The following is a 25563-nucleotide window of genomic DNA, read 5'->3' as shown; positions in this document are numbered from 1 at the left end:
CGACGTAGGCGAAACTCCGTGACAGAAACCGCAATCCTCGCACTCGAAGACGGCACCGTGTTCGAGGGCATTTCCGTGGGCGCGCCCGGCCTGTCGGTCGGCGAGGTGGTGTTCAACACCGCCATGACCGGCTACCAGGAGATCCTCACCGACCCGTCGTACGCGCGCCAGATCGTCACCCTGACCTACCCGCACATCGGCAACACCGGCTGCACCGCGCAGGACGACGAGGCCCCGCAGGCCTGGGCCGCGGGCCTGGTGGTGCGCGACGTGCCGCGCCGGCCGAGCAGCTGGCGTAGCGAAGGCTCGTTGCCCGAATGGCTGCGCGCGCGCGGCATCGTCGCCATCGCCGACATCGATACCCGCAAGCTGACCCGGCTGCTGCGCGACCGCGGCGCCCAGAACGGCGCGCTGATGGCGGGCGACATCGACGTCGACAAGGCGCTCGAGGCGGCACGCAAGTTCCCGGGCCTCGAAGGCATGGACCTGGCGAAGGAAGTCAGCACGCGCAGCGCGTACCCGTGGCGCGACGGCCAGCTCGATCTCGACAGCGGCGAATTCGCACGCGTCGAACCGAAGTATCGCGTCGTTGCCTACGACTTCGGCGTGAAGCGCAACATCCTGCGCATGCTGGCCGAACGCGGCTGCGACGTCACCGTGGTGCCGGCGCAGACGACGGCCGCCGAAGCGCTGGCGCTCAAGCCCGATGGCATCTTCCTGTCCAACGGCCCCGGCGACCCGCAGCCCTGCGACTACGCCATCGCCGCGATCCGCGAGTTCCTCGCGAAGAAGATCCCGCTGTACGGCATCTGCCTCGGCCACCAGTTGCTCGGCCTGGCGATCGGCGCGAGCACGCTGAAGATGAAGTTCGGCCACCACGGCGCCAACCACCCGGTGATCGACCTCGGCAGTGGCCGGGTGATGATCACCTCGCAGAACCACGGTTTCGCGGTCGACGAAGCCACCTTGCCGGGCACCGCCCGCGTGACCCACCGCTCGCTGTTCGACGGCTCCAACCAGGGCATCGAACTCACCGACGCACCGGCGTTCAGCTTCCAGGGACATCCGGAAGCGAGTCCCGGACCGCAGGATGTGGGACCGCTGTTCGACCGTTTCATCGAATCGATGCGGACGGCACCGCGCTGATACCACGCCTGTAAACAGAGCCTGTAAACGGACTTCACGCATCACCAAGGGGAGAAACCCAAATGCGATACCTGCTTGCAATCCTGCTGCTGATGATCATGCCCGGCATGGCAGTGGCGGCGGACGTGCCGATCAAGGACTTCTTCAAGGACGCGGAGTTCGAGAGCGTCCTGCTTTCGCCGAACGGCGAGCACATCGCGGTAGTGATGCCGCGCAGCGATCGCAGCCTGCTGGTGGTGCTCAAGGTCGACGACAAGAGCGTGGTCGGCAGCTGGGACTACGGCAAGGACTACTATTTCCAGCGGGTCACCTGGGCCAACGACGAACGCATCCTGTACGCCACGAGCTTCAAGACCGGTCGCTTCGATTTCCAGGTCGGCCTGCGCGACATGTATGCCTCCAACATCGACGGCACCCGCCGGATAGCGATCCCGCACGGCAATTTCTATGGGCTGGTCGACACGCTGCCCGGCGAGCGCGATTCGGTGCTGGTCACGCGCTCGATCGAGAATGCCTTCCTGTTCAAGCTCAATGTCTACAACGGCAAGATCACGCGAGCCGCGTCCAGTCCGCTGGACTTCGGCAGCTTCCTTGTCGACCACGAGGCCAACGTGCGCTACAGCTTCGGCGGGATGGGCGACGGCTCCAGCGTGGTCTACCGCCGCGACGGCGACAAGTGGTCGATGGTGGACAAGGCGGCCCCCTTTGTCGGCGCAAGCATGCAGCCGGTTGGCTTCAGCGCCGACAACAAGCAGGCTTTCGTACTCAAGAGTGTCAAAGGCGGCCCGCAATCGCTGTGGCGGATCGACCCGGTGACGGGCGAGGGCAAGGAAGTCTCTCGCAACGGTACCGTGGATGCGAGCAGGCTGTTGTGGAGCAGTGACCACAGGACACTGCTGGCGGTCCGCTACGATGACGGCGTTCCGTACTGGGATTTCATCGCCCCCGACCATCCGGAAACGGCGCTGTTTGCAGGCTTGGTGAAGGCGTTCCCGGGCAAGGTGGTGGCGTTCAGTGGCATCTCCGAGGATGGCAACCGCGTGCTGATGCACGTTTACAGCGATCGTGACCCGGGCCAGGTCTATCTGTTCGACCGCAAGGCCGGGCAGGCCAGGTTCCTGCTTTCCTCGATGGCATGGATCAAGCCGGAACAGATGTCCGTGATGAAGCCGGTGGATGTGAAGACCCGCGACGGCATGGTCATCCACGGCTACCTCACGATCCCGGCCGGTAGTAATGGCAAGAACCTGCCGCTGGTCGTCAACCCGCACGGCGGTCCGCACGGCCCGCGCGACGAGTGGGGCTTCAACCCGGAGGTCCAGCTGCTTGCCAACCGTGGCTACGCGGTACTGCAGATGAACTACCGCGGTTCCGGCGGCTACGGCGACGCCTATGTCTCCGCTGGCTACCGCAAGTGGGGCACAACCATGCAGGACGATCTCACCGACTCGGTGCGCTGGGCGGTCTCGCAGGGCATTGCCGACCCATCGCGGGTGTGCATCTACGGCGCCTCCTACGGCGGCTACGCAGCGCTGATGAGCGTGGTGCGCGAGCCTGACCTGTACCAGTGTTCGGTGGGCTACGTAGGCGTCTATGACATGGACGTGCAGCGGCACAACAGCGACACCTCGCAGTCCGAGTATGGTCGTGCCTACCTCAATACGGTGTTCCCGGAATCGGCCGCCGAACGACACGCGCAGTCGCCGATCTACGGCGTCGACCGGATCAAGGCCGCGATCATGCTGGTGCACGGTGCCAAGGACGAGCGTGTGCCGATCAAGAACATGCACGAACTAGTCGATCGCATGGCCGCGGTGGGCAAGAAGCCCGAGCAGATCGTGGTCGAGAAGAAGGAAGCCCATGGCTTCCGCGACATCGACAACAACGTGAACCTCTACACGAAGATGCTCGCCTTCTTCGACAGTCACATCGGCAACAAGCAGGCGACTGCGCAGACCCCCTGATCTCCTGACCCCCTGATCCCCCGGAACATCGAGCAATGCCCAAGCGCAGCGACCTCAAGACCATCCTCATCATCGGCGCCGGCCCGATCGTCATCGGCCAGGCCTGCGAGTTCGATTACTCGGGCGCGCAGGCCTGCAAGGCGCTGCGCGACGAGGGCTACCGGGTGGTGCTGGTCAACAGCAACCCGGCCACGATCATGACCGACCCGGAAATGGCCGACGCGGTCTACATCGAGCCGATCAACTGGCAGACAGTCGAGAAGATCATCGCCAAGGAAAAGCCCGATGCGCTGCTGCCGACGATGGGCGGCCAGACTGCGCTCAACTGCGCACTGGACCTGGCCGACAACGGCGTGCTCGAGAAGTACGGGGTCGAACTGATCGGGGCGAAGCGCGATGCGATCCGCATGGCCGAGGATCGCGAGCTGTTCCGGGTGGCGATGGCCGAGATCGGGCTGGAATGCCCGAAGGCCGAGGTTGCGCGCAGCTTCGAGCAGGCGGTCGACATCCAGACCCGCGTCGGCTATCCGACCATCATCCGGCCGAGCTTCACCCTCGGTGGTAGCGGTGGCGGCATCGCCTACAACAAGGAAGAGTTCGAGGACATCGTCAAGCGCGGCCTCGAGCTCTCGCCGGTGCACGAGGTGCTGGTCGAGGAGTCGGTGCTGGGCTGGAAGGAGTTCGAGATGGAAGTGGTCCGCGACACCGCGGACAACTGCATCATCGTCTGCTCGATCGAGAACTTCGACCCGATGGGCGTGCACACCGGCGACTCGATCACCGTGGCGCCGGCGCAAACCCTGACCGACAAGGAGTACCAGCGCCTGCGCGATGCCTCGATCGCGGTGCTGCGCAAGATCGGCGTCGATACCGGCGGCAGCAACGTGCAGTTCGGCATCAACGCCGACAACGGCCGGGTGGTGGTGATCGAGATGAACCCGCGCGTGTCGCGTTCGTCCGCGCTGGCATCGAAGGCCACCGGTTTCCCGATCGCCAAGGTCGCGGCCAAGCTGGCGGTGGGCTACACCCTCGACGAACTGAAGAACGAGATCACCGGCGGGCTCACTCCGGCCTCGTTCGAGCCGGCGATCGACTACGTGGTCACCAAGATCCCGCGCTTCGCGTTCGAGAAGTTCCCGCAGGCCGACTCGCGCCTGACCACGCAGATGAAGTCGGTGGGCGAGGTGATGGCGATCGGCCGCACCTTCCAGGAATCGCTGCAGAAGGCGCTGCGCGGGCTGGAGACCGGCAAGGCGGGGCTCGATCCCACCGGGCTGGATCTCGACAGCGAGGACGACCTTGCGACGCTGCGTCGAGAGGTCAAGGAGGCCGGCCCCGAGCGCGTGTTCCACCTGGCCGATGCATTCCGCGCCGGGATGTCGGTGGAGGACGTATTCGGCCTGTCGTTCGTCGATCCGTGGTTCCTCGACCAGATCGAGGAACTGGTGGCCGTCGAAGCCGAGGTCGCCGCCGCCGGCGTCGCCGCGCTCGACGCACCGCGTCTGCGCCGACTCAAACGCATGGGCTTCTCGGACGCGCGCCTGGCGCAGCTGGTGCAGACCGACGAGAAGGCAGTGCGCGCCCTGCGCCACGCCTTCGGCATCCGCCCGGTCTACAAGCGCGTGGACTCGTGCGCGGCCGAGTTCGCCACCACCACCGCCTACCTGTATTCGACCTACGAGGACGAATGCGAAGCGCAACCGACCGCTCGCGACAAGATCATCGTCCTCGGCGGCGGGCCGAACCGGATCGGGCAGGGCATCGAATTCGACTACTGCTGCGTGCACGCCGCGCTCGCCCTGCGCGAGGATGGCTATGAAACCATCATGGTCAACTGCAACCCCGAAACAGTCTCGACCGACTACGACACTTCCGACCGCCTGTACTTCGAGCCGTTGACGCTCGAAGACGTGCTGGAGATCGTCGAGCTCGAGAAGCCCAAGGGCGTGATCGTGCAGTACGGCGGCCAGACGCCGCTCAAGCTTGCGCGTGCGCTGGAGGCCAATGGCGTGCCGATCATCGGTACCTCGCCAGAGTCGATCGACCTGGCCGAGGACCGCGAGCGCTTCCAGCAACTGGTGACCAAGCTTGGCCTGCTGCAGCCGCCCAACCGCACTGCGCGCAATCCGGACGAGGCGTTGGCGTTGGCGCGCGAAATCGGCTACCCGTTGGTGGTGCGCCCGAGCTACGTGCTCGGCGGCCGCGCGATGGAGGTTGTCCACGCCGACGCGGATCTCTCCAAGTACATGCGCGACGCGGTCAAGGTGTCCAACGATTCGCCGGTACTGCTCGACCGCTTCCTCGACAACGCGGTCGAGGTCGACATCGACGTCATCGCCGACCGCACCGGCGCGGTGCTGATCGGCGGGGTGATGGAGCACATCGAGGAAGCCGGCGTGCATTCCGGTGATTCGTCGTGTTCGCTGCCGCCGTACTCGCTGTCCGCTGCCACACAGGCACGGCTGCGCGAACAGGTGGCCGCCCTGGCGCGTGCGCTGGACGTGGTCGGGTTGATGAACACCCAGTTCGCGGTGCAGGTCGACGAGAACGGCGAGGACGTGATCTTCCTGCTCGAAGTCAATCCGCGCGCCTCGCGCACCGTGCCGTTCGTGTCCAAGGCCACCGGCCGGCCGCTGGCGAAGATCGCTGCGCGCTGCATGGCCGGAATGACGCTCGCCGAGCAGGGCGTCACCAAAGAGATCGTGCCCGATTACTACTGCGTGAAGGAGGCGATCTTCCCGTTCGCCAAGTTCCAGGGCGTGGACCCGATCCTCGGGCCGGAAATGCGTTCGACCGGCGAGGTGATGGGCGTGGGCCGCAACTTCGGTGCCGCGTTCGCGCGCGCGCAGGAGGCGGCCGGCATCCGCACGCCGCCGGTCGGCAAGGCCTTCATCTCCGTGCGCGACCCCGACAAGTCGCGCGTGCTGCCGGTCGCGCGCGACCTGGTCGAGCGCGGGTATTCACTGGTGGCGACCGGCGGCACCGCCGCGTGGCTGCGCGAGAACGGCCTGGAGTGCGCGCACATTAACAAGGTGGCCGAAGGCCGGCCGCACATCGTCGACCTGATCAAGAACGGCGAGATCAACTACATCGTCAACACCACCGAGGGCCGCCAGGCCATCGCCGACTCGTTCTCGATCCGTCGTGAAGCGCTGCAACAGGGCGTGACCTATTCGACCACCATTGCCGGCGCCAGGGCCTTGTTGCATTCTCTCGAGTATCGAAGCAGCGGCCCCGTGTGGGCGCTGCAGGAACTGCACCAGGAGTTGAGCAAGGCATGAGAGCACCACTGACCACCCAGGGCGCGCAGCGCCTGCGCGCGGAACTCGAAGAACTCAAGTCGGTCCAGCGCCCGGCGGTGATCAACGCGATCGCCGAGGCGCGCGCGCACGGCGACCTGAAGGAAAACGCCGAGTACCACGCCGCCCGCGAACAGCAGGGCTTCATCGAAGGCCGCATCAAGCAGCTCGAGGGCGAACTGTCGCATGCGCAGGTCATCGACATCTCCGCGCTCGATGCCGGCACCCGCATCGTGTTCGGCGCGACCGTGCTGCTGGCCGATGCCGACAGCGGCGAAGAGAAGCGCTACCAGATCGTCGGTGACCTCGAAGCCGACATCAAGCAGGGCCAGATCGCGATCTCGTCGCCGGTCGCTCGTGCGCTGATCGGCAAGCACGAAGGCGACGAGGTGACGATCGAGGCGCCCGGCGGCACCCGCGAGTTCGAGATCGTCGAAGTCCGCTACGTCGGCTGACATGGCCCGGGCGACCTTCCTGCTGCCGGCAGCCACGCGCTTCGGCGGCCAGCAGGCAGGCGCCGATGTCGCCCGCGCGCTTGGCCGCGCCGACCGTGCGCAAGCCGGGGAAGAAGGGCGGCGCGCGCAGTTGCGGCGCCATTTCCGGCTCACGCCGGATCACTGGCCAATGGCGGCCCTGACCCGACAGATGGATGCCGGCGACGCCGCAGCTTCCAGCTGGTTGCGCGCCGACCCGGCGTACGTGCGCCCGGACATCAACGGCGCGCGCCTGCTCGCCATCGGCGCATCGCTCGGGCTGGACGACGACGATCGCGCGGCCTTCCTGCCCGAACTCAGGCCGATGTTCGGCGATGCCGGTTTCCCGATCGACGCGCCGCACCCGTCGCGCTGGTACCTGCGGCTGCCGCAGGGCGCGAAGCTGCCGGCATTCGCCGAGCCGTCCGAGGCGCTGGGCGCGGACTTGTTCGACCACCTCGCCGAGGGCAGCGAGGGCCGCCGCTGGCGCACGCTGCTCGGCGAAGCCCAGGTCCTGCTGCACAACCATCCGCGCAACGCGCAGCGCGTGGCACAGGGCAGGGCACCGGTGAACTCGCTGTGGTTCTGGGGCGGAGGCGCGCTGCCGGATGCAGTCGCCTCACCGCATGTCGCGCTTCATTCCGGCGACGAGATCGCGCTTGCGCTTGCCGATGCCGCCGGGATCGCCCGCGCGTTACCCGGCAGCTTCGGCATCGACGCCGACGATGCTGTCTTCGACCTGCAAGGTGCGCGCGACCTCGCCGTGCTGGAGCGCGACTGGCTGCAGCCGGCCTGCACGGCGCTGCAGCGCGGCGAGCTGCAAAACCTGGTGCTGGATTTCGCCGACGGCCGGCAGTGGACGCTTGCGCCCGGCCAGCGCTGGCGTTTCTGGCGCCGGCCGCTGGCGCGGTTCGACGCGTGACCATCGCGCGCACGATCCATCGCCGTGAATGCGTGGTCGGGGACGACTGGCCTGCCTCGGTGTCGCCGCTGCTGCGCCGCGTCTACAGCGCCCGCGGCGCGCACGACCATGCCGCTGCGCGGCCGCGCCTGACCGACCTGCTGCCTCCAGACGGCCTGCTCGGGCTCGACGCCGCCACCGCGCTGCTCGCCGATGCCATTGCCAACAACGGGCATATCCTGGTGGTGGGCGATTTCGACTGCGATGGCGCCACCGCCTGCGCCACCGCCGTACGTGGCCTGCGCATGCTCGGTGCCACGCGCGTGTCGCACGCGGTGCCCAACCGCATGGTGCACGGCTACGGGCTGTCGCCGGCGCTGGTCGAGGAACTGGCCGCATTGCAGCCCGAACTGCTGGTCACCGTCGACCACGGCATCGCCTGCCACGCCGGCATCGCAGCGGCAAAGGCGCACGGCTGGAAAGTTCTCGTCACCGATCACCACCTCCCCGGCGATGCATTGCCGCCGGCCGACGCGATCGTCAACCCGAACCAGCGCGGCGACGGTTTCGGCAGCAAGATGCTGGCCGGCGTTGGCGTGATCTTCTACGTGCTGCTGGCGTTGCGCAGGCGCCTGCGCGAGGCAGGGCGCTTCGATGATGGCGGCCCCGACCTGTCGACGCTGCTCGACCTGGTCGCCGTCGGTACCGTCGCCGACCTCGTGCCGCTCGACGCGAACAACCGCGCACTCGTGTCCGCCGGCCTGCGGCGCCTGCGCGCAGGGCAGGGGTGCGCCGGCCTGCAGGCACTGATCGAAGTATCGCGGCGGCGTGCCGATACCCTGACCGCCGCCGACATCGGGTTCGCGGTCGCGCCGCGGCTCAACGCAGCGGGACGCCTCGAGGACATGGCGCTGGGCATCGAATGCCTGCTCTGCGACGACCCCGCGCAGGCGCGCGAACTGGCCGCCGTGCTCGACGGCATCAACGCCGAGCGCCGCGCGGTCCAGCAGCAAATGGTCGGCGAAGCGGAGGTGGCGCTGGCAACGGTGCCCAATGCCGCCGCGCCACGCGTCGCCCACTGCCTGTTCGACGCCCAGTGGCATCCCGGCGTCATCGGACTGGTCGCGTCGAAACTGAAGGAGCGCCTGCATCGCCCGGTGATCGCCTTCGCACCCAGCGAACCGGGCAGCACGCTGCTGCGCGGTTCGGCACGCTCGATCCCCGGCTTCCACGTCCGCGATGCACTCGCACGCGTGGAAGCCATGCGGCCGGGCCTCATGGACCGCTTCGGCGGCCATGCGATGGCTGCGGGCCTGAGCTTGCCGCAGGCGCATTTCGAGGCATTCCAGGTGGCCTTCCTCGAAGCCGCCAGCGCGATGATCACGCCCGAACTGCTGCGCGACACCATCGCCAGCGATGGCGAGCTGCCCGCCGATGCGTTCGACATCGACAACGCCTGTGCACTGCGCGACGGCGGGCCATGGGGGCAGGGATTCCCCGAGCCGCTGTTCGACGGCGAGTTCACCGTGCTGTCGTGGCGGCCAGTCGGCACCCAGCACCTCAAGCTCGAACTGGGGCTGGGCGGCCAGCGGCTGCAGGCGATCGAGTTCGGCGGCTGGGCCGGCACGCCACCACCGGACCGTATCCGCATCGCCTATCGCCTCGCGCCCGACGATTACCGCGGCGGCAACGCCATCCAGCTGATCGTGGTGCATCGCGAAGCGGCGTAGAAGCGCCTGATCCACCGCCACGCCTGCGCCACGCCTGGGGTGCGCGCGTGTCGGCGCAGCCGGGGCGGCCGCCCTGCTAGAATTCACGGCCATTTTTCACGTTTCCGACCGCCATGATCGAACTCAATCCCGTGCGCCAGCGCATCGCCGACCTGACCGGTCGGCTGGATGCGCTCAGGGGGTTTCTTTGACTACGACACCAAGCGCGAGCGCCTGGAGGAAGTAGAGCGCGAGCTGGAGAACCCGGACGTCTGGAACGACCCGGAGCGGGCGCAGGCCCTGGGGCGCGAGCGCTCGCTGCTCGACAAGACCGTCAACGGCATCCGCGACCTGACTGAAGGGCTGGCTGGCGCAGGCGAACTGCTGGACCTGGCCGAGGGCGAGGGCGACGAGGACACGGCAAACGCCGTGGTCGATGACGTCGAACAGCTCGCCGGCCGCGTCGACAAGCTTGAGTTCCAGCGCATGTTCTCCGGCGAGATGGATTCGGCCAACGCCTTCGTCGACATCCAGGCCGGCGCCGGCGGGACCGAGGCGCAGGACTGGGCCGAGATGCTGCTGCGCATGTACCTGCGCTGGGCCGAGAGCCGCGGCTGGAAGACCGAGTTGATGGAGGCCAGCGGCGGCGACGTGGCCGGCATCAAGTCCGCGACGATCCGGGTGGAAGGTGAGTTCGCGTATGGCTGGCTGAAGACCGAGATCGGCGTGCACCGGCTGGTGCGCAAGTCGCCGTTCGATTCCGACAACCGCCGGCATACCAGTTTCACCTCGGTCTTCGTATCGCCCGAAGTCGACGACAACATCGAGATCGACATCAACCCCGCCGACCTGCGGACCGACGTGTATCGCTCGTCGGGCGCCGGCGGCCAGCACGTCAACAAGACCGAGTCGGCGGTACGCATCACCCATATCCCGACCAACACGGTGGTCGCCTGCCAGACCGGCCGCAGCCAGCACCAGAACCGCGACACCGCGATGAAGATGCTGGCCGCGAAGCTGTACGAACTGGAAGTGCAGAAGCGCAACGTCGAACGCGACGCGCTGGAAGCCACCAAGTCCGACATCGGCTGGGGCAGCCAGATCCGCAACTACGTGCTCGACCAGAGCCGGATCAAGGACCTGCGCACCGGCGTGGAGCGTTCGGACACGCAGAAGGTGCTTGATGGCGACCTGGACGAATTCATCGAGGCGAGCCTGAAGTCCGGGCTCGAGGCGGGTTCCAAACGCTCCGACGCGGTATAACCCTCTGTCGATCGTCGTAGGTCGGGGCTACGTCCCCGACGCACGGCGACCACCCCGACCGGACGCATTGCTTCCCCCGTAATTTCCGGCGTCGGGGCTGGCCCCGACCTGCAACCACAACCGATTTCCATCCATGACCGACCAGACGCAGTCCCCGCAGCCCGCCGCCGACGAGAACCACCTGATCGCCGAGCGCCGCGCGAAACTCGCGGCGTTGCGTACGCAGGGCGTGGCGTTCCCGAACGACTTCCGCCGTGCCGACTATGCACAGGACCTGCAGGACGCCTACGCGGATGCGGATCAATGGACCGGCGAGGCGCTGGAAGGCGAGGGCAGGCGCGTCGCGCTGGCGGGCCGCCTGCTGGCCAAGCGGGTGATGGGCAAGGCTGCGTTCGTGCAGGTGCAGGACGTTTCGGGCCGGATCCAGCTGTTCCTGCAGGCCAACACGCTTGGCGAAGCCTACGACGCATTCAAGGGCTGGGACGTGGGCGACATCGTCGCGGCCACCGGCACCCTGATGCGCACCAAGACCGGCGAGCTTTCGGTCAAGGCCGACACGCTGCGGCTGCTGGTCAAGTCGTTGCGGCCGCTGCCGGACAAGTGGCACGGGCTGGCCGATGTGGAACAGCGCTATCGCCAGCGCTACGTCGACCTGATCGTCACGCCCGAGGCACGCGCGGTTTTCGTCAAGCGCTCGCAGGTGATCGGCGCGATCCGGCGCTGGCTGGATGCCCGGCGCTTCCTCGAGGTCGAGACGCCGATGATGCATTACCTGGCCGGCGGCGCGACCGCGCGGCCGTTCACCACCCACCACAACGCGCTGGATCTCGACCTGTTCCTGCGCGTGGCGCCTGAGCTCTACCTCAAGCGCCTGGTCGTGGGCGGCTTCGAGCGCGTGTACGAGATCAACCGCAATTTCCGCAACGAAGGCGTGAGCACGCGGCACAATCCCGAATTCACGATGCTCGAACTGTACGAGGCGTACGTGGGATACGACGAGGTCATGGACCTGACCGAGTCGCTGATCCGCGATGTCGCGCAGGAGACCGTGGGCAGCACCGTGCTGGAGTGGGAAGGCAATGCGATCGACGTGGGTCCGCGCTTCCGCCGCTGGAAGCTGGAAGAGGCCGTGCGCGAACTCAATCCCGAGATCAGCGTCGCCGACTGCCGCGACCGCGCCGCGCTTGCCGCGCACTGCGCGCGGCTGAAGGTTGCGGTCAAGCCCGGCTACGGCTGGGGCAAGCTGCTGCTGGAGATCTTCGAAAAGACGGTCGAGACCGGGCTCATCCAGCCGACCTTCATCACCCACTATCCGGTCGAGGTATCGCCGCTTGCGCGCGAGTCCGACAGTGAACCGGGCATCACCGACCGCTTCGAACTGTTCGTCGGCGGCAAGGAAATGGCCAACGGGTTCTCCGAGCTCAACGACCCCGAGGACCAGGCCGCGCGCTTCCGCGCCCAGGTCGAAGCCAAGGCCGGCGGCGACGACGAGGCCATGCACTTCGACGCCGACTACATCCGCGCGCTCGAGGTCGGCCTGCCGCCGACCGGCGGGCTGGGGGTCGGCATCGATCGCCTGGTGATGCTGTTCACCGGGTCGGCGTCGATCCGCGATGTCCTGCTGTTCCCCTACATGCGCCCCGAGGCGACCGGCTGAGGTGCCGGCCTGCCGCGCAGGGAAGACAAGGAAAGGAAATGGAAGGAAAGGGAAGGGAAAAGGAGATCGATGGAGGCGGCAATGGGAGCGCATGACGGGAAGGGGCATTTTCTGACCTCACACCGCCGATCGCGCCGCTTCCCTCCGCGGGGAAACGTGGCCGGTCGCGCCAGATCGGGGCTTGCCGGCGGGGCAGGGGACTTGCTTGCCCTGTATCACCGGGTGAGTATGTGGGGCTGGCAAGGCAACTGCGTTCGAGGAGCGGACAACACGTGAACATCGTGATCGTCGACGACCAGACATCCGCGCGCACGATGCTGCGCCACATCCTCGAGGACATCAGCCCCGAACTGGACGTGCTCGACTTCGGCGACCCCCAGGACGCGCTGCGCTGGTGCGAGGACAACCGCCCGGACCTACTGCTGCTGGATTACCGCATGCCGGTCATCGACGGGCTGGAGTTCGCGCGCCGCTTCCGCCGCCCGCTGCTGCACCGCGACGTGCCGATCGTGCTGGTGACCGTGGTCGGCGACGAGCCGATCCGGCAGGCCGCGCTGGACGCCGGCGTCATCGATTTCCTGGTCAAGCCGGTGCGCCCGCGCGAACTGCGCGCCCGCTGTCGCAACCTGCTGCAGCTGCGCCAGCAGGCCGAGTCGGTGAAACAGCGTGCGCTGTCGCTGGAACAACGCCTGCTGTCGAGCATGAACGAGGTCGAGGAGCGCGAGCGCGAGACCTTGACCCGGCTCGCGCGGGCGATCGCCTACCGCGACGCCGGCACCAGCGCCAACCTCGAGCGCCTGGCCCGCATCGCCGGCATGGTTGCCGAGGAAATGGGCCTGTTCGAGGACGAGGTGCGGATGATCGAACTGGCCGCGCCGCTGCACGACCTGGGCAAGATCGCGATCCCCGATGCGCTGCTGATGAAGCCCGGGCCGCTGACCGACGAAGAAACCAGGTTGATGCGCCGGCACCCGGAGATCGGCCACGAACTTCTCAGCGGCAGCCAGAACCGGTTCATCCAGGTCAGCGCGACGATCGCGCTGCGCCACCAGGAGCGTTACGACGGCAGCGGCTATCCCGACGGCTTGGCCGGCGACGCGATTCCGATCGAGGCCCGGATCGTCGCCGTCGCCGACGTGTTCGACGCGCTGATCTCGGTCCGCCCGTACAAGCGGGCATGGAGCTTCGACGAGGCGCTGGAATTCATGTCCGAGCAGAGCGGCAAGCTGTTCGATCCGAAATGCGTGGATGCGCTGCTGCGCAACCGGGCTCGACTGGTCGATATCTGCGCGCACGCAGGCCCGATTCGCACAGTGCACACCGACCTGCAATAAGCATCAAAATGATCGCCGTCACGCGAGCATTGAAGTCACGCTTCGAGAATCGTCCCGACAGCGAGCACGGGCAGGCAATCGTGCGCCTGACCATTGCGAGCCTGCTGCTGGCATACCTGTGGGCGCTGCGTCGGTACAGTGGCGAAGCCCACGTCGATACGATGATCCTGGTGATGCTGGCCGAAGCCGTCGCGGCCCTTGGCATCATCTCGGCGATCGTGGCCAATCCGGGCGTATCCCACGTGCGGCGCTGGATCGGGATGATGACCGACTACGCGACGCTTGCGATCTTGATGTCGCTGAACGCGCCAGCGCTGTCGCCGCTTTACGTGCTCATCCTGTGGGTGACCATTGGCAACGGCATGAGGTACGGCACCCGGTACCTGTATTCGGCCTCGCTCCTGTCGGCCAGCGCCTTCCTCGCGGTGATCCTGTTCAATCCTTTCTGGCGCGACCAGCCCTATCTGGCCGGTGGCCTGTGGCTCGGGCTTGTCGCGATTCCCGGCTATCTTTCTTCGCTGATGAAGAACCTGCACCGGGTCACGGAGGAGGCGCATCGGGCCAATCAAGCCAAGTCCCGCTTCCTTGCCAACATGAGCCACGAGTTCCGCACGCCGCTGAACGGCATCATCGGGATGTCCGAATTGCTGGTCACCACCACGCTGACCGCGGAGCAACGCGACAGTGCACATGTCATCCAGACATCTGCGCGCGCCCTGCAACTTCTGGTCGATGACGTACTCGATATTTCCAAGATCGAGGCGGGCAAGTTCAGCCGCAACGACTCGGATTTTTCGCTGGCCGAACTGGTCAAGAGCATTCATGTCATGCTCCGGCCCGGGGCACAATCGAAGAACTTGGCGCTCGAACTCGACATTGGCAGCGACGTGCCCACGGCGCTGCACGGCGACAGCAACCACCTGCGCCAGATACTGGTCAACCTGCTCTCCAACGCCATCAAGTTCACTGAGCGCGGGCGGGTGGTATTGACTGTCTCCATGCTGTCGGCGAAGCCGGGGGCGGCAAGATTGCGCTTCTCCGTGCGCGACACCGGAATCGGCATTCCCGGCGCGGCGCTGGTGCACATTTTCGATGCTTTCGAACAGGCCGAGAGCGGCCTGGGCCGTCGCCACGGTGGCACCGGGTTGGGGACAACGATTGCCAGGGCGCTCACTGAACTGATGGGTGGCACGATCGGTGTCGAGAGCGAGGTCGGGCGGGGGTCGCACTTCTGGGTCGACATTCCCTTCGGAATCGCAACACGCGACGATTCGGTGGCGAACAATGTCATTGCCTTCGACGATCCGTTCGTAAGGCACCGTGTACGCGTTCGGCCGATGCGAATCCTTGTCGCCGACGACCAGTCGGCGAACCTCATGGTCATGCGCCGCCTGCTTGAGAAAGCAGGCCACCGACCGCTGCTCGTCGACGACGGCGAGCGCGTGCTCGATGCGATCGAGTCACAAAGGTGCGACGTCGTCATCATCGACCTGCACATGCCAGGCGCCAGTGGTCTGGAAGTAATCAAGCAGGCACGCTTCATGGAAGCGGGCCGCAAGCGCACGCCGTTCATCGTACTCACCGCCGATGCCACCGCCGAGGCACGCATCGAGTGCGAGCGCGCGGGTGCGTATGCGTTCATGACAAAGCCTGTGGCAGTCGACCGCTTGCTCGAGAAGATCGCCGAAATCGCCGATGGCGTCGCTTCGGGTGGTGCGGAAACAAGATCTTCTGCACCACAACCGACCGCCGACAAGAGCGTCATTTCACAGCACATCCTCGATGAACTGCGGGAAATGGGTCTCGGAGAGGAGTTCGTGCAGCGTTTTCTCGGCGAATGCGCCCGCGATGCCCGCAAGTGCATCGCCGACCTTGAGATCGCCGGGACCTCAGGCCAATGGGATGCCTTCCGCGATGCCTGCCACGGGCTCAAGGGTGCGGCGAGCAACATGGGCGCCATTCGGCTGGCTGACAGTGCGTCCGAGGGCATGCGGATGCCTTCGGATCAGCTGGTGCGAGAGCACGCCGGCATGACCAGGATCGTGCGGCAACAGCTGGAACAGGCGATCACCGCGCTGCGTGAGCGCGGCGACCTGGTTTACGAAACCGAAACCGACAGCCAGTAACCGGCGCACCCACGCCTTTCCGCCTCGTCGGCATGGTTGCGCGGCAAGGCCGCACATCTGTCCCGTGTATCGTCGATGCGTGGCACTGCGGCTCCATCATCCACCGGCGTTTCACTGGACTGCGAAGACCGGCTGGCTCTGGTGCAACTGCGACTCGGCACGGCGCTGCTGTGCGCGGATCAGGCGCTCCATCGTCCTCAGGCCACGCTCGTTCAGGCGCATGGCCGCATCCACCCACTCCGTGGTCACCGACAGCAGTTCCTCGAGGCTGACCGGTCGGCAAGCTTGGCGTACGGTGTTCATGGCCCGCAGCGCATTGCTGATGCGTTGGTTGCGGCGAATCAGATCCTGCGCAGCCATCAGTCCCTCGCCCTTGGGCACCACGTAGTCGACGACCCCCATTTCCAGTAGTTCCCCGGCCGAATAAATGCGCGCATCGAGCATCATGCGTTCAGCCTTGGCTGCTGGCACGCGCCTGGTCAGGAACGTGTAGGCGCCCATCCCGGGGAACAGGTCGAACAAGACTTCGGGGAAACCCATCCCCGTGCCTTCCTCGGCAATGATGGTGTTGCAGCACAGCGCGGCCTCGAAACCGCCGCCCAGCGCTTCGCCCTGTACCACCGCGATGCTATGTACGCGATCTTGGTAGAGATGGGAAAAGTTGTATGCCACCTCGACGCAGAGCCGCGCATAGTCGAGCAGGCGCCCCCGATTGCCATTGCGAATCATCTGCGAGAACAGCGCGAGGTCACCCCCCAGGTTGAACACCTCGGCGTCGGATGCCAGCACAAGGTGGTGGATGCCTGCGGAGGATCCGTTATCGGCAGCGAGCGAGCGGCGGATGGCTTCCTGTGTGCGCTTCAGCTCACCCAACAACCGCTCGGAAAAACACGGGTGATAGATGCCTGAGGGATTGGCGTGCATGTAGCACCAATCGACGTTTGTGTGCTCGTCCGTGACACGACGGACGATGGACGTGTCGTGGCCAAAGACAGCGCTTTCAAGAATGGACATGGCGATACCCCTGATATAAGCCGTCCGGCCGGTCGCGCAACGGGACAGCGGAAGGATGTATGAAGAGAAGACGAATGCGCCCGACGCCACATGGTCCGCCCAAGATCGAGCGCACTGCAAGCGGTTTCAGGGGCAGTTTCGGCCGCCAAGGCCGGATTTCCGCACTTCTGGGGCCGTAATCCCTCCAGCCACGGCAGGGTGATGCATCACATCACCCTGGGCCCGCCCTGCTCAGGCGGACGGTTCCCGCAGCTCGCGGCGCAGGATCTTGCCGACGTTGCTCTTGGGCAATTCGTCGCGGAACTCCACGTAGCGCGGCTGCTTGTAGCCGGTGAGGTTCGCACGCGCGTGCGCCTTGATCTGCTCGACCGTCAGCGCGGGATCCTTCTTGACGATGACCAGCTTGACCGCCTCGCCGGACTTCTCGTCCGGCACGCCCACGGCCGCGACCTCGAGCACGCCCGGCATCATCGCGATGACGTCCTCGACCTCGTTGGGATACACGTTGAAGCCCGACACCAGGATCATGTCCTTCTTGCGATCGACGATGTAGAAGAAACCCTTTTCGTCCATTCTCGCCATGTCGCCGGTGTGCAGCCAGCCGTCGGCGTCGATGACCTGGGCGGTGTCGTCGGGGCGGTTCCAGTAGCCCTTCATCACCTGCGGGCCCTTGATGCACAGCTCGCCCACTTCGCCCACCGGGAGCATCGCGCCGCTCTCGTCCTTGATGCAGGCATCGGTGGACGGGACCGGCAGGCCGATCGAGCCGTTGTATTCGGCCAGGTCCATCGGGTTGATGCACGCCGCGGGCGAGGTTTCGGTCAGGCCGTAGGCTTCGACCAGGGTCACGCCGGTGACCTGCTTCCAGCGCTCGGCCACGGCGCGCTGCACGGCCATGCCACCGCCGAGCGTCAGCCGCAGCTGGGAGAAGTCGACCTTGTCGAAGCCCGGCGTGTTGAGCAGTCCGTTGAACAGGGTATTGACGCCGGTGATCGCCGTGAACTTCACCTTCGACAGTTCCTTGACGAAGCCCGGCATGTCGCGCGGGTTGGTGATCAGGTAGTTGAGCGCGCCGATCTTCATGAAGACCAGCCCGTTCGCTGTCAGCGAGAAGATGTGATACAGCGGCAGCGCGGTGATGATGATCTCGCCGCCTTCGTTCACCAGTTGGCTGACCCAGGCCGCGGCCTGCTGCATGTTCGCCACAAGGTTGCGATGGGTGAGCATCGCGCCCTTGGCCACGCCGGTGGTGCCGCCGGTGTATTGCAGGAAGGCGATGTCGTCCGCGGTGATCGACACCTCGGGCAGTTCATGGCGTTGGCCGAGCGTGAGCGCGTCGTTGAAGCGGACGGCGCCGGCGAGGTCGTAGTCCGGCACCATCTTCTTCACGTACTTGAGCACGAAATTGACGATCGCGCCCTTGGGGAAGCCGAGCAGGTCGCCCAGGCCGGTGGTGATCACCTGCTTGACGGCGGTGCCCTCGAGCGCCTGCTGCACGGTGCAGCCGAAGTTGTCGAGGACCAGGATGACAGTCGCGCCCGAGTCGACCAGCTGGTGTTTGAGTTCGCGCGGCGTGTACATCGGGTTGACGTTCACCACCGTCAGCCCGGCGCGGAGGATGCCGAAGGTGGCGATCGGGTACTGCAGGCAGTTGGGCATCATGATCGCGACGCGATCGCCCTTCTTGAGCTTCAGTTCGCCGAGCAGGTAGGCGGCGAACTGGCGGCTGGCCGCGTCGATCTGCGCATAGGTGAGCGTCTTGCCCATGTTGGTGAAGGCCGGGCGGTCGCTGTACTTGCGGATCGAGCCCTCGAGCACCGCGGGGATCGAGGCGAACTCTTCGACATCGATCTGGGCCGGGATGCCAGCGGGGTAATGGGCCAGCCAGGGGCGTTCGATCGTCATGTTCCTCTCTCTCCGATGTTCCATTGCCGACCGCAACCATGCGGACGTGCCTTGATCGATTGGAGCATAGGCTCTAGGCCCCCGCAAGGCGGCGTGCGCGTCCGTACGGACGCCTGTCCCGGAGACCTGCGAACAGGTAGCCTTGGTCGCTTGGGGTCAACGCCGGGAGTGACGACGCACATGCACCCGATCAAGCCGCACAACGCGATTCGCGGGGTCCGATGGCTGCCTGCGCTGGGCGCCTTGCTCGCCGTGCTGGCGCTCGTCCCTGGCTGCCGCCGCGAATCCGCCGAGCAGGCGCTGCGCCGGGACGTCGCCGCGTTGCAGGCGGCGATCGAATCGCGCGACGCGGGAGGAATGGCGAAGTTCCTGGCCCGGGATTTCGTCGGCAATGACGGTCTCGACCGCGATGGCGCGCGCCGCCTTGCCGCGGTCTATTTCATGCGCAATGCCGAAATCGGCATCACCCCGGGGCCGCTCGACATCCAGCTGCAGGGCGATCACGCCACCGTTCGCACCACGGTGGTGCTGACCGGCGGAAGCGGCGGGCTGCTGCCGGACACCGGGCGCGTCCACGCCGTCACTTCGGGCTGGCGCCTGGAAGATGGCGACTGGCGGATGACCAGCCTGTCGTGGAACGCGCCCTAGCGAGCGGGTCGCTACAAAACCGGTCGCGGCCATTCGTGCCGTTGATGCCAATGCGAAAAGGCGGCCCGGAGGCCGCCTTTTCCTTTTCGATTGGCTGCGCCGGGCCGGGCTTCCGCCCGACCCGGCGCCCGAGATCAGGCCGCCTTCTTCGCCGCCAGCTGGCGCAGCACGTACTGCAGCAGGCCACCGTGGCGGAAGTATTCGACTTCCTTCGGCGTCAGCAGCATCACGTGGGCCTCGAACGATTTGGTGCTGCCGTCGGCCTTCGTCGCGGTGACCGTCGCGGTCTTCGACGCGCCGTCCTGCAGGCCGATGATGTCGAAGGTTTCCGAGCCGTCGAAGCCCAGCGACTGCGCGTTCTGGCCGTCCTTGAACTGCAGCGGCAGCACGCCCATGCCGACCAGGTTGGAGCGGTGGATGCGCTCGAAGCTTTCGGCGATCACCGCCTTCACGCCCAGCAGGATCGTGCCCTTGGCCGCCCAGTCGCGCGACGAGCCGGTGCCGTATTCCTTGCCGGCCAGCACCACCAGCGGCGTGCCATCGGCCTTGTACTTCATCGCGGCGTCGTAGATCGCCAGCTGTTCGCCCGCGGCGTCGCCCTTGCCGAAGTACTTGGTGAAGCCGCCTTCGACGCCGTCCAGCATCTGGTTCCGGATGCGGATGTTGGCGAAGGTGCCGCGCACCATCACGTCATCGTTGCCGCGGCGCGAACCGTAGCTGTTGAAATCGGCCGGCTGCACGCCGCGCGACTGCAGGAAACGGCCCGCGGGCGAATCCTGCTTGATGTTGCCGGCCGGCGAGATGTGGTCGGTGGTGATCGAATCGCCGAACAGGCCGAGCACGCGTGCGCCGTGGATGTCGTCGATGTCGCCGACGTCCATCGTCATGCCGTCGAAGTAGGGCGGGTTCTTGATGTAGGTCGAGGCCTCGTCCCACTGGTAGGCGAGGGTGTCGGGCGACTGGATCTGGTTCCAGCGGCTGTCGCCCTTGAACACGTCGGCGTAGTTCTGCGCGAACAGTTCCGGGCCGACGGTCGCGGCGATCATGTCGCCGATTTCCTTGTTGGTCGGCCAGATGTCGCGCAGGTAGACCGCGTTGCCCGCCGGGTCGTGGCCGATGGGATCGTTGGTCAGGTCGATGTCGATGGTGCCGGCGATCGCATAGGCCACCACCAGCGGCGGCGAGGCGAGGTAGTTCATCTTCACTTCGGCGTGGATGCGGCCTTCGAAGTTGCGGTTGCCCGAGAGCACCGCGGCCACGGCCAGGTCGTTCTCGGCGATGCCCTTGGACACCGCTTCGGGCAGCGGGCCGGAGTTGCCGATGCAGGTGGTGCAGCCGTAGCCGACCACGTAGAAGCCGAGCTTCTCCAGGTCATCCATCAGGCCGGCCTTCTTGAGGTAGTCGGTGACCACCAGCGAGCCCGGTCCGAGCGAGGTCTTGACCCACGGCGCCGCCTTCAGGCCCTTGGCCGCGGCATTGCGCGCCAGCAAGCCGGCGCCGAGCATCACCGCCGGGTTGGAGGTGTTGGTGCACGAGGTGATTGCGGCGATCACGACCGAGCCGTCGGTCAGTTCGTGGTCCTCGTCCTGCAGGCGGATCTTCGAGATCGGCTTGGCGGCGAGGCGCTGCGCCTGCGGCTGGTCGCCGCCCTCGGCTTCGAGTTCGTGGACCGCGCAGCCGACCTTGGCCTGGCGGCCCTTGGTCATGCCGCCGACGTTGTCGTGGAAGTTGGCCTTCATGTCGCCCAGCAGGACGCGGTCCTGCGGGCGCTTGGGGCCGGCCAGCGAGGGCTGCACGGTGGCCAGGTCGAGTTCCAGCGTGGCCGAGTATTCGGCGTGCGCGGACTCCGGCGTGTGCCACAGGCCCTGCGCCTTGGCGTAGGCCTCGACCAGCGCGATCTGTTCTTCGCTGCGGCCGGACAGGCGCAGGTAGCGGATCGATTCGGCATCGACCGGGAAGATGCCGCAGGTCGCGCCGTACTCGGGCGCCATGTTGGCGATCGTGGCGCGGTCGGCCAGCGGCAGGTGCTGCAGGCCGTCGCCGTAGAACTCGACGAACTTGCCGACCACGCCGTGCTTGCGCAGCATCTGGGTGACGGTCAGCACCAGGTCGGTGGCGGTGGCGCCTTCGGGCAGGCGCCCGGTGAGCTTGAAGCCGACGACCTGCGGAATCAGCATCGACGACGGCTGGCCCAGCATCGCGGCCTCGGCCTCGATGCCGCCCACGCCCCAGCCCAGCACGCCGATGCCGTTGATCATCGTGGTGTGCGAGTCGGTACCGAACACGGTGTCCGGGAACGCCCAGGCTTCGCCGTCCAGGTCGCGCTCCATCACCACGCGGGCGAGGTTCTCGAGGTTCACCTGGTGGACGATGCCGGTATTCGGCGGCACCACCTTGAAGTTCTCGAACGCCTTTTGGCCCCAGCGCAGGAAGCCGTAACGCTCCTTGTTGCGCTCGAACTCGATCTTGCCGTTGAGGTCCAGCGCGTCCGGGCGGCCGAACACGTCGACCTGCACCGAGTGGTCGATGACCAGCTCCGAGGGAATCAGCGGGTTGATCTGGTCCGGCTGGCCGCCGAGCTTGGTCACCGCGTCGCGCATCGCGGCCAGGTCGACCACGCAGGGCACGCCGGTGAAGTCCTGCAGCACCACGCGGGCGGGCATGAAGGCGATCTCGGTGTCCGGCTCGGCCTTCGGATCCCACTTGGCCACCGCCTCGATGTGCTCCTTGCCGACCGTGATGCCGCCATCCTCGTGGCGCAGCAGGTTCTCCAGCAGGATCTTCATCGAATAGGGCAGGCGGGCGATGTCGAACTTCTCGCCAAGCCTGGGCAGGCTGGCGTAGGTGTAGGACTTGCCGTTGACGTCCAGTTGGGCGCGGGTGGCGAAGGAATCGCTCATGGGGCGAAAACTCCTGTGGCTGGGGGCGGAAGACCCTGGCGGGGTGGCCGGAGGGGGCTGGGAATCCGCACAGTATGCCGGATTGAGTATGTTTTTTGAAGTATGTAGACTCCATCCATACTTCATGCTCCGGAGAATGCCCTGATGGAGGCGACGGTAGCCGAGCGCGGCCAGATCACCCTGCCCAAGGCGGTGCGCGATGCCCTGGGCCTGAGCAAGGGCACCATCCTGAAGGTGGAGCTGGATGGTGGCCGCATTATCCTGCGCAAGAGTGTTGACGATGCGATTTCACGGGCCCGTGGCCGCTTCAAGCTGGACGGGTTCGCGGACACCAGCGAGGCGATGACCACTATCCGCGGGCGCAAGCCCGGCGACCCAGCGCAGCGCTAGCTCATGTTGACCGCAGCAGGCCGAGCTGGGGCACGCCCAACCGGGGCACGCCTGGCTGGAGCAGGCCGATGATCGCGATCGACACGCCCGCCCTGATCGACCTGCTGGCCGACGGCCCGGATGCCGACGCGGTGGAGCTGTGCCTGCGCCAATGCCTGGGCAGCGGCCCGGTGGTGGTCTGCGACGTGGTGCTGGCCGAACTGTGCAGCGCGCTCAAGGACGGCTCCGAGGCGCTGGCCGTGCTCGAGGAAATGAGCATCCGCTACCTGCCCACCGAGGCCAGGTCGGCGCTGCGCGCCGGCGAGATGCAGCGCCGCCACCGCCAGCGCGGCGGCGGCGACGTCCGCGCCGTGCCGGACTTCCTGACCGGCGCCCATGCGCTGATGCAGTGCAGTGGCCTGATTACCCGTGACGACCGCTTCTACCGCGACTACTTCAAGGGCTTGAAGCTGATCGTGCCGATGGCGACGCGGGGCTGATCCGCGGTCCTGCCATGGCTGAAGCCGCTGCGAATTCCTGCAGGCCTCCAGAGCCGATGCCGGCGCCCGGGCGTTATCTCAGGTCGCTCTCCCGCTCGATCACGGCGATCATCTGCCGCCGGGCGATCAGGAAATCAAACAGGCTGCCGCCCATCTGCCGCCACAGCACCGCCGAGCGCAGTGCGGCGAGCAGCAATGCGCGGATTTCCGACACGATGTCGGCCTGCCCGAGGTAATGCGGATTGCCCTGGACCATCACCTTCGGACGCAGGTTGCTGACCGTGTCGGCATAGAGCTTGCCGAGCGCGGCCAGCACCTCCGGGTGGCTGCTGCCGAGGCGCTCGGCCAGCGGTGCGGCTGCGGCGATGCCGTCCTGGACCTGCTGCACCATCGCGCCGTCGCGCACGAACCGGCGCTCGATCTGCAACACCGCCAGCGCCAGCCGGGGCAGGGCTTCGTCCTTGTTCTGGTTGCCGAAGTAGTCGCGCAGCAGCAGCAGGCCGGGGCGCAGGTCGGTGACGGTGCCATAGACCGCCGCCGGGGACTCGGCGTCGATGCGGAACACGCTGTCGAGCGCGGTCGCCAGTACCGACGCGTCGGCCTGGCCGGTCTCGGCGATGCGCCGCACCTGCTTCAGCCCCTGCACCAGGCCGGCGAGGGCGAGGACCCGTTCATGCATCATGCCGCACTGCTCCCGGATTCGTGTCGTGGCGCCGCTGTTCGAGCGGCGCGTCGGTGGCGGCGATCACTGCGCCGCCCAGGCAATGGTCGCCATCGTAAAGCACCAGCGACTGTCCCGGCGTCACCGCGCGCTGCGGTTGCGCGAAACGCACGCGCAGGCTGCCGTCGTCGCGCACTTCCACCTCGCAGTCCTGGTCGTGCTGCCGGTAGCGCGTCTGCGCACTGCAGGTGAACGTCGCCGCCGGCGGCGCACCGGCGATCCAGTGCGCGCCCTCGGTCCAGGTGGTGTCCGACAACAGGTAGCGGCTGTCGCTGCCCTGGTCGACGACCAGCACGTTGCGCTCGACGTCCTTGCCGACCACGAACCACGGTGCCGCTTCGAATCCGCGCAGGCCACCGATCTGCAGGCCTTCGCGCTGGCCCAGGGTGAAATAGAACACGCCCGGATGGGTGCCGACCGCGCGGCCGTCGGGCGTGCGCATCTCGCCGGGCCGGGCAGGCAGGTAGCGCGACAGGAACTCGCGGAAGTCGCGCTCGCCGATGAAGCAGATGCCGGTGGAATCCTTCTTCGCCGCGGTCGGCAGCCCGGCCTCGGCGGCGATGTGGCGCACGTCGGTCTTGGGCAGGTCGCCAAGCGGGAACACGGTGGCGGCAAGCTGCGCCTGCCCGAGCTGGTGCAGGAAGTAGCTCTGGTCCTTGCCCCGGTCGCGCGCGCGCAGCAGGCGCCAGCTTCCGCGGTCGTTGTCGACCCGGGCGTAATGCCCGGTGGCAATGCGTTCGGCGCCGAGCTCGCGCGCGGCATCGAGGAAATGCCTGAACTTGATCTCGCGGTTGCACAGCACGTCCGGGTTGGGCGTGCGCCCGGCGGCGTACTCGGCGAGGAAGTGGGCGAACACCCCGTCCCAGTATTCGCCGGAGAAATCGCGGAAATGGATCGGGATGCCGAGCCGGCCGCAGACCGCCACCGCGTCGCGGCGATCGTCCTCGGCGCGGCAGTCGCCGCTGCCGTCGTCGGCCCAGTTCTGCATGAAAAGGCCGGCAATCGGCTCGCCGGCATCGCGCAGCAGCAGCGCCGCCACGGAGGAATCGACGCCGCCGGACATGCCGACGATGATCCGTGGCGCACTCATGGCAGCTGCCGCAGCAGCGACAGCGGATGGCGCTGGCCGGCGAGATGGTCCGCAACCACCTGCCACACCAGCGGGCTGCGGTGCCGGTCGCGTTCGGCCAGCAGTTCGGCGGGCGTCATCCACAGCGCGCGCACGATGCCGTCGTCGAGCGGCCGCGTTGGGTCGTGACGCAATGGTTCGGCGGCAAAGGCCATGCGCAGGTAATGGCGGCCCGCATTGCCATCGGCCTGCATGGGGGCCTGCCACTGGTAGGCGCCGATGAAGGCGGTCAGGCGCACGTCCCAACCGGTCTCCTCCCGGGTTTCGCGCAGGGCGGCGTGCTCGAGGCTTTCGTCCGGTTCCAGGTGGCCGGCCGGCTGGTTGATCACCAGGCTCCCGTTGCTGCGTTCCTCGACGCACAGCACGCGGCCGCCGTTGACCACGACGGTGGCGACGGTGACATCGGGCTGCCAGAAACGGCTTGTGCGCTGGGACATCCTGCCATTGTCGTTTGCCCACGGCGGTTGCGTCCACGCCGCCGCGCGCCGCGCTCGTATAAAATTGC

Annotated in this window: 19 protein-coding genes; 13 read left to right on the top strand and 6 right to left on the bottom strand. The window is 66.8% G+C overall.

From position 1 onward, the window contains the following. The first annotated feature begins 18 nt into the window (after positions 1-18). The 10 genes from carA (at position 19) to ACTJIL_RS05135 (ending at position 15872) form a co-directional block, all read left to right on the top strand. A complete protein-coding gene (carA, locus tag ACTJIL_RS05180; protein ID WP_440754494.1) occupies positions 19-1146 on the top strand; it encodes a glutamine-hydrolyzing carbamoyl-phosphate synthase small subunit in 1128 nt (375 codons plus the stop codon). A 62-nt stretch (positions 1147-1208) separates the two neighbouring features. After that, positions 1209-3110, top strand: a complete 1902-nt coding sequence (locus ACTJIL_RS05175; protein ID WP_440754493.1) for a prolyl oligopeptidase family serine peptidase — start codon at positions 1209-1211, stop codon at positions 3108-3110. Between the two features lie 35 nt (positions 3111-3145). Then, positions 3146-6391: a carbamoyl-phosphate synthase large subunit gene (carB, locus tag ACTJIL_RS05170; protein ID WP_440754492.1), complete on the top strand. Its 3246-nt coding sequence runs from the start codon at positions 3146-3148 to the stop codon at positions 6389-6391. Then, positions 6388-6864 carry a transcription elongation factor GreA gene (gene greA / locus ACTJIL_RS05165; RefSeq protein WP_440754491.1) on the top strand — a complete coding sequence of 159 codons (477 nt, stop codon included), beginning with the start codon at positions 6388-6390 and terminating at the stop codon, positions 6862-6864. Before carB ends, greA begins: the two co-directional genes overlap by 4 nt. A gap of 1 nt (position 6865) precedes the next feature. Next, positions 6866-7804: a phosphoglycerate mutase gene (locus ACTJIL_RS05160; RefSeq protein ID WP_440754490.1), complete on the top strand. Its 939-nt coding sequence runs from the start codon at positions 6866-6868 to the stop codon at positions 7802-7804. Further along, positions 7771-9513 carry a single-stranded-DNA-specific exonuclease RecJ gene (recJ, locus tag ACTJIL_RS05155; protein WP_440755851.1) on the top strand — a complete coding sequence of 581 codons (1743 nt, stop codon included), beginning with the start codon at positions 7771-7773 and terminating at the stop codon, positions 9511-9513. The genes ACTJIL_RS05160 and recJ overlap by 34 nt, the downstream gene beginning before the upstream one ends. A gap of 113 nt (positions 9514-9626) precedes the next feature. Then, a protein-coding gene (prfB, locus tag ACTJIL_RS05150; protein WP_440754489.1) for a peptide chain release factor 2 occupies positions 9627-10755 on the top strand; the annotation gives its coding sequence in 2 pieces (ribosomal slippage) (positions 9627-9701 and positions 9703-10755; 1128 coding nt in all). A gap of 133 nt (positions 10756-10888) precedes the next feature. Beyond that, positions 10889-12412, top strand: a complete 1524-nt coding sequence (lysS, locus tag ACTJIL_RS05145; RefSeq protein ID WP_440754488.1) for a lysine--tRNA ligase — start codon at positions 10889-10891, stop codon at positions 12410-12412. A 314-nt stretch (positions 12413-12726) separates the two neighbouring features. Next, complete coding sequence (locus ACTJIL_RS05140) at positions 12727-13746, top strand: HD domain-containing phosphohydrolase (RefSeq protein WP_440755850.1); 1020 nt, start codon at positions 12727-12729, stop codon at positions 13744-13746. Between the two features lie 8 nt (positions 13747-13754). Further along, positions 13755-15872, top strand: coding sequence for an ATP-binding protein (locus ACTJIL_RS05135; protein WP_440754487.1), 2118 nt, complete (start codon positions 13755-13757; stop codon positions 15870-15872). A gap of 111 nt (positions 15873-15983) precedes the next feature. On the opposite strand, the gene ACTJIL_RS05130 is transcribed toward ACTJIL_RS05135, so the two are convergent. Both ACTJIL_RS05130 and ACTJIL_RS05125 read right to left on the bottom strand, forming a co-directional pair. Beyond that, positions 15984-16886, bottom strand: a complete 903-nt coding sequence (locus tag ACTJIL_RS05130) for a crotonase/enoyl-CoA hydratase family protein (RefSeq protein WP_440754486.1) — start codon at positions 16884-16886, stop codon at positions 15984-15986. A 231-nt stretch (positions 16887-17117) separates the two neighbouring features. Then, positions 17118-18791 carry a long-chain fatty acid--CoA ligase gene (locus ACTJIL_RS05125; RefSeq protein WP_440754485.1) on the bottom strand — a complete coding sequence of 558 codons (1674 nt, stop codon included), beginning with the start codon at positions 18789-18791 and terminating at the stop codon, positions 17118-17120. A gap of 180 nt (positions 18792-18971) precedes the next feature. Here ACTJIL_RS05125 and ACTJIL_RS05120 point away from each other — a divergent pair, with 180 nt between their 5' ends. Continuing rightward, positions 18972-19439 carry a nuclear transport factor 2 family protein gene (locus ACTJIL_RS05120; RefSeq protein ID WP_440754484.1) on the top strand — a complete coding sequence of 156 codons (468 nt, stop codon included), beginning with the start codon at positions 18972-18974 and terminating at the stop codon, positions 19437-19439. Positions 19440-19573: 134 nt separating this feature from the next. Here the strand turns inward: ACTJIL_RS05120 and acnA are convergent, their stop codons facing one another. Continuing rightward, positions 19574-22339 carry an aconitate hydratase AcnA gene (gene acnA / locus ACTJIL_RS05115; protein ID WP_440754483.1) on the bottom strand — a complete coding sequence of 922 codons (2766 nt, stop codon included), beginning with the start codon at positions 22337-22339 and terminating at the stop codon, positions 19574-19576. A 144-nt stretch (positions 22340-22483) separates the two neighbouring features. Here acnA and ACTJIL_RS05110 point away from each other — a divergent pair, with 144 nt between their 5' ends. Next, on the top strand, positions 22484-22729 hold the full coding sequence (locus ACTJIL_RS05110) for an AbrB/MazE/SpoVT family DNA-binding domain-containing protein (RefSeq protein WP_440754482.1): 246 nt from the start codon (positions 22484-22486) through the stop codon (positions 22727-22729). 68 nt (positions 22730-22797) lie between these two features. After that, positions 22798-23208, top strand: a complete 411-nt coding sequence (locus ACTJIL_RS05105; RefSeq protein WP_440754481.1) for a type II toxin-antitoxin system VapC family toxin — start codon at positions 22798-22800, stop codon at positions 23206-23208. A gap of 73 nt (positions 23209-23281) precedes the next feature. Here the strand turns inward: ACTJIL_RS05105 and hflD are convergent, their stop codons facing one another. Genes hflD through ACTJIL_RS05090 form a run of 3 tightly spaced genes read right to left on the bottom strand, consistent with a single transcriptional unit; the run spans position 23282 to position 25495 of the window. Continuing rightward, positions 23282-23887, bottom strand: coding sequence for a high frequency lysogenization protein HflD (hflD, locus tag ACTJIL_RS05100; RefSeq protein WP_440755849.1), 606 nt, complete (start codon positions 23885-23887; stop codon positions 23282-23284). Next, positions 23880-25019, bottom strand: a complete 1140-nt coding sequence (mnmA, locus tag ACTJIL_RS05095) for a tRNA 2-thiouridine(34) synthase MnmA (RefSeq protein ID WP_440754480.1) — start codon at positions 25017-25019, stop codon at positions 23880-23882. Before mnmA ends, hflD begins: the two co-directional genes overlap by 8 nt. Continuing rightward, positions 25016-25495 (bottom strand): NUDIX hydrolase, encoded by a 480-nt coding sequence (locus ACTJIL_RS05090; RefSeq protein ID WP_440754479.1) that lies wholly within the window; start codon positions 25493-25495, stop codon positions 25016-25018. Before ACTJIL_RS05090 ends, mnmA begins: the two co-directional genes overlap by 4 nt. Positions 25496-25563 lie beyond the last annotated feature (68 nt).

Source organism: Luteimonas sp. 22616 (assembly GCF_052044325.1).
In the GTDB taxonomy this organism is placed as follows: domain Bacteria; phylum Pseudomonadota; class Gammaproteobacteria; order Xanthomonadales; family Xanthomonadaceae; genus Luteimonas.
This window is presented reverse-complemented; position numbering and strand designations above follow the sequence as displayed.

Bases quoted from the DNA above. Each gene is read 5' to 3' on its own strand.
- ACTJIL_RS05175 (WP_440754493.1), top strand. From the start codon at position 1,209: ATGCGATACCTGCTTGCAATCCTGCTGCTGATGATCATGCCCGGCATG.
- carB (WP_440754492.1), top strand. From the start codon at position 3,146: ATGCCCAAGCGCAGCGACCTCAAGACCATCCTCATCATCGGCGCCGGC.
- greA (WP_440754491.1), top strand. From the start codon at position 6,388: ATGAGAGCACCACTGACCACCCAGGGCGCGCAGCGCCTGCGCGCGGAA.
- ACTJIL_RS05160 (WP_440754490.1), top strand. From the start codon at position 6,866: ATGGCCCGGGCGACCTTCCTGCTGCCGGCAGCCACGCGCTTCGGCGGC.
- lysS (WP_440754488.1), top strand. From the start codon at position 10,889: ATGACCGACCAGACGCAGTCCCCGCAGCCCGCCGCCGACGAGAACCAC.
- ACTJIL_RS05140 (WP_440755850.1), top strand. From the start codon at position 12,727: ATGCTGCGCCACATCCTCGAGGACATCAGCCCCGAACTGGACGTGCTC.
- ACTJIL_RS05135 (WP_440754487.1), top strand. From the start codon at position 13,755: ATGATCGCCGTCACGCGAGCATTGAAGTCACGCTTCGAGAATCGTCCC.
- ACTJIL_RS05130 (WP_440754486.1), bottom strand. From the start codon at position 16,886: ATGTCCATTCTTGAAAGCGCTGTCTTTGGCCACGACACGTCCATCGTC.
- ACTJIL_RS05125 (WP_440754485.1), bottom strand. From the start codon at position 18,791: ATGACGATCGAACGCCCCTGGCTGGCCCATTACCCCGCTGGCATCCCG.
- ACTJIL_RS05120 (WP_440754484.1), top strand. From the start codon at position 18,972: ATGCACCCGATCAAGCCGCACAACGCGATTCGCGGGGTCCGATGGCTG.
- acnA (WP_440754483.1), bottom strand. From the start codon at position 22,339: ATGAGCGATTCCTTCGCCACCCGCGCCCAACTGGACGTCAACGGCAAG.
- ACTJIL_RS05110 (WP_440754482.1), top strand. From the start codon at position 22,484: ATGGAGGCGACGGTAGCCGAGCGCGGCCAGATCACCCTGCCCAAGGCG.
- ACTJIL_RS05105 (WP_440754481.1), top strand. From the start codon at position 22,798: ATGATCGCGATCGACACGCCCGCCCTGATCGACCTGCTGGCCGACGGC.
- hflD (WP_440755849.1), bottom strand. From the start codon at position 23,887: ATGCATGAACGGGTCCTCGCCCTCGCCGGCCTGGTGCAGGGGCTGAAG.
- mnmA (WP_440754480.1), bottom strand. From the start codon at position 25,019: ATGAGTGCGCCACGGATCATCGTCGGCATGTCCGGCGGCGTCGATTCC.
- ACTJIL_RS05090 (WP_440754479.1), bottom strand. From the start codon at position 25,495: ATGTCCCAGCGCACAAGCCGTTTCTGGCAGCCCGATGTCACCGTCGCC.